The organism is Mesorhizobium sp. P5_C1, assembly GCF_054049815.1.
The window spans coordinates 1-3,762 of sequence record NZ_JBFULQ010000525.1 but is presented as its reverse complement, the minus strand read 5'-3'; the positions used below and the strand labels follow the sequence as shown (position 1 = coordinate 3,762).

Sequence of the window (3,762 nt, the reverse complement as noted above, 5' to 3'; positions counted from 1 at the left end):
GCCCTTGCCTGTGTCCCCTTTGCTTGATGGATTGCGGATTCTGGTCCTGGAGGATGAGTTTCTCATCGCCATGGATGTCGAGCAGCTTTGCCGCGATCATGGTGCGGGCGAGGTGGTGATCGCCCGCGATCTGGCCGAGATCGACGATCGACAAATCGCCACGCACTTCGACGCCGCCATTGTCGACCTTATGCTGGGTGGCGCCTCGACACTCGATTTCGCATCGGGCCTACGCGCGGCAGGCGTGCCGTTCGTGTTTGCCTCGGGCTATTCGGATCCCGATGAAATCAAGACATCGTTTCCGGGCGTCAGGCTGGTCGGCAAGCCCTATTCGGGTGAGGACCTCATGCAAGCGGTGGCGGCGGCCTGCGGGCGGGGCTCTCCCGGCTGAGACACGATCCAACTTCTGCGGATCGCACCTTGCGATCGCAGCTCAGTTGGCCGGCGAGCCCGTGACCTGAGTCGAAATCGCATCCGGACCATACTCGTCTTCGCCGGATATCTTCAGGATCTCCTGCAAGCGCGTGCGGGCCCGGCTGACCCGGCTCTTGATCGTCCCGACCGCGCAACCGCAGATTTCGGCCGCCTCCTCGTAGGAGAAGCCCGACGCACCGATGAGGATGATGGCTTCGCGCTGATCTTCCGGCAATTGCTCGAGGGCGCCGCGAAAATCCTTCAGGTCGAGCTGGCCATGCTGGGCCGGATGAACGGCAAGCCTGGCCGTCATGATACCGTCGCTGTCTTGCACTTCGCGCCCGCGCTTGCGCATCTGCGAATAGAATTCATTGCGCAGGATGGTGAACAGCCACGCCTTGAGATTGGTGCCGGGCTGGAAGCTCTCATGCTTGTCCCAGGCCTTGACCAGTGTTTCCTGGACGAGATCGTCCGCCTTGTCGGCATTTTGCGTCAGCGACACGGCAAAGGCGCGCAAGCTCGGGATTGCCCCAAGCAGATCGGTCTTGAAGCCTTGGGAGACCGCTGCCATGCTTCAGTCCTTCTTCTGTGCGGGTTCGGCCTGTTCCAGTTGACTGAGCAACTGTGCAAAGCGATCCGGCACATCGTCAGAGACCAGCTCATCGTAATATTGTTTGAGTTTGCGTCCGATTTCGGAATTCGGCCCGAGTGCGTCACTGGACCCGTTCCGGCGCCTGCCCGCGACGCCAGCCAGAATATCTTTCGTCATATCCTTCATTTTGCCCTTGTATTCCCAGCGCCCAAGCCGCTCATCACACTACTCAACACAACGCAAGCGGCCCCCTCGTCTGGTTGCCCGTCCGAACTTCAAACGCCGTCCCGGCGCGTTAGTTCCATCAAGGTCGGAACTTTTTCTCAAGACCGGCGTTGTTTGACCGGGGCTTGCAATCAGCTTGACCTGCACTCTATGCAACCACGTCATTCTGAGGGAGACGTCTTACCATGAGCTTATCAGCCACCATCGCACCACATCTGCCGTTCCTGCGCCGCTTCTCCCGGGCCGTTTCCGGATCGCAGGAAAGTGGCGACGCGCTGGTCGCCGCGATGCTGGAAGCCATCATCGCCGATATCGATATCTTTCCCGAGGCCTCGAGCGACCGCATCGCGCTTTACAAGGTGTTCGCCAAGCTGTTCACGTCGGTCGCTATCCGCGTCCCGCAGGAGCAGGCGCAGTCGCCATGGGAACAGCGCGCCGCCGCCAATCTGAACGCGATTGCGCCGCGTCCCCGCCAGGCCTTCCTGCTGGTCGCCGTCGAAGGTTTCAGTGAAGACGAGGCGGCCGAGATCCTCGATGCCGGCGACCAGGAGTTTTCAGAGCTGCTTGCCCAGGCAAGCAACGAAATATCCCGCCAGGTGGCAACGGACGTGCTGATCATCGAGGATGAACCGCTGATCGCTATGGACATAGAGGAAATGGTCGAGAGCCTCGGTCACCGCGTCGTCGGAACGGCGCGCACGCATGCCGAGGCGGTGACGATGTTCGGCAAGACGCGGCCCAAGATGGTGCTTGCCGACATCCAGCTTGCCGACGGCAGCTCGGGCATCGAGGCCGTGAACGAGATCCTGTCGTCGACGTCGGTGCCGGTCATCTTCATCACCGCCTTCCCCGAGCGTCTTTTGACCGGCGAACGCCCCGAGCCGGCATTCCTGGTCACCAAGCCGTTCAACCCCGACATGGTTAAGGCTCTTATCAGCCAGGCGCTGTTCTTCGATCGCCAGGCGAAAGCCGCCGCCTAGGGGCAGCGGCAGGCACGACGCGATATCAAAAGGCCGTCTGATGCGATGCATCAGGCGGCCTTTGACATGCCGGGACCCCGTCATCAGCGAATTCCCGGCGCCACCCTTGTCTGGAACGATTGGCAAGCATCGTCTTTTTCGGCAAATGGTGGAACAAACCGCATCTACCCACGTTTTCATCACACCATTCGAAGGAGATGGATCATGCTTTACTGGGCGCTCGTATTTCTCGTCGTGGCAATCATAGCCGGCGCGCTTGGTTTCGGCGGCATCGCCGGCACGTCTGCCGGCATAGCGCAGATATTGTTTTTCATCTTTCTCGCTTTCCTGGTCATTTCGCTTCTTGCCGGCCTGTTCAAACGGGCGTGAGGACCGAACGATCATCCGAGCGAACACTGGAAGCCGCACCCCTCAAACGGTTTCCAGCCACCGCCGGGCGGCATCCTTCAACGGATACCGCTCGGCGGACCGCTTTTGGAGGCGGCTTTTCGGGAAGCCCTCTGGAACCCATTCCGCGGTGAGCCGTTCAGCCTGAGTTGGGTGGACAGATTGGCGATGCGTTCCAGGGCCGGAGATAGGAAAGACGACGTGCCAAGCGATGAAGTCATCGCCCTGCATCCCGCCGAAAGTGGCATGCAACTTGGCCGGGCTCTTCTCCACGCGCTGCACAATGCCGGCATTTCCGTTCTCTATCAGGATCGCGAGCTGAAAACGGTATGGGCGCGCAATATGCGTGCGCCGTGGGTTTCCGACACCGCGGACGGCAACGGCATCCTGCCCGCGGCGCAGATCGACCGCATCGGCGCGGCAAAGCGTGACGTCATCGCATCCGGCAATCCGCAACGCCTTGAAATCAGCGTCCCCGCCGAGGACGGCTTTCGCTGGTTTCAGGTCTGGGTCGACGCCGACCATGGCGATGGTGGAACGGTGCAAGGTGTCGTCACCACCATGGTCGAAACGACCGATCAGAAGCGCCGCGAGCAGACCCTGACGACGCTGTTGCGCGAAGTCAGTCATCGCTCGAAGAACCTCCTGGCGATCATTCAAAGCATAGCCACCCAGACCGGGCGCTATTCCGATGGCATCGCTGATTTCCTGACGCGCTTTCGCGGCCGGCTGCAGTCGCTGGCCTCGTCCCAGGATCTGGTGACCTCCTCAAATTGGCGCGGCGCCGCACTTCGCGAGCTGGTGTCGGGCCAGGTCAGTCGCAACGGGGTGAATCCGTCGCACGGCCTGCGCTTCCGCGGCGCAAATCCCTATCTCAATCCCAACGCCGCGCTGCACATCGGCCTTGCCATGCATGAACTCGCCGTCAACTCGGTCAGCTATGGCGCTCTCTCACGTCCAGATGGCTTCGTTGACGTTACGGCCGATCTCAATGCTGCTGCCGGCGGCCTGGCGCTGTCGCTGACATGGTCCGAAGCGATACCGGCGAGCGACGTCGAGCACAGTGAGAAGCGCTTCGGCAGTGTCGCGCTCGAGCGGGTCGTGCCCGCCTCCCTGAACGGAACGGCGACGCTGGAGCTGATGCCCGGTCGCCTTGAATACCGC

Annotated in this window: 5 protein-coding genes and 1 pseudogene; 4 read left to right on the top strand and 2 right to left on the bottom strand. The window is 61.4% G+C overall.

Features of this window, described 5'->3' with window-relative positions:
- A pseudogene (locus tag ACXJ7R_RS27170) lies at positions 1-391 on the top strand (response regulator); the annotation flags it as partial.
- Between the two features lie 42 nt (positions 392-433).
- Here ACXJ7R_RS27170 and ACXJ7R_RS27165 read toward each other — a convergent pair.
- Both ACXJ7R_RS27165 and ACXJ7R_RS27160 read right to left on the bottom strand, forming a co-directional pair.
- Positions 434-985, bottom strand: a complete 552-nt coding sequence (locus tag ACXJ7R_RS27165; RefSeq protein WP_095089299.1) for a sigma-70 family RNA polymerase sigma factor — start codon at positions 983-985, stop codon at positions 434-436.
- Positions 986-988: 3 nt separating this feature from the next.
- The gene (locus ACXJ7R_RS27160; protein ID WP_095089301.1) at positions 989-1,192 is read right to left on the bottom strand and encodes a NepR family anti-sigma factor; all 204 of its coding nucleotides are present in this window, start codon (positions 1,190-1,192) and stop codon (positions 989-991) included.
- 224 nt (positions 1,193-1,416) lie between these two features.
- Here ACXJ7R_RS27160 and ACXJ7R_RS27155 point away from each other — a divergent pair, with 224 nt between their 5' ends.
- The 3 genes from ACXJ7R_RS27155 to ACXJ7R_RS27145 form a co-directional block, all read left to right on the top strand.
- On the top strand, positions 1,417-2,211 hold the full coding sequence (locus ACXJ7R_RS27155) for a response regulator (RefSeq protein WP_457154515.1): 795 nt from the start codon (positions 1,417-1,419) through the stop codon (positions 2,209-2,211).
- A 204-nt stretch (positions 2,212-2,415) separates the two neighbouring features.
- Positions 2,416-2,580: a DUF1328 domain-containing protein gene (locus tag ACXJ7R_RS27150; protein WP_027031438.1), complete on the top strand. Its 165-nt coding sequence runs from the start codon at positions 2,416-2,418 to the stop codon at positions 2,578-2,580.
- 186 nt (positions 2,581-2,766) lie between these two features.
- The coding region (locus tag ACXJ7R_RS27145; protein ID WP_457154514.1) for a sensor histidine kinase at positions 2,767-3,762 on the top strand (996 nt) is incomplete at its 3' end.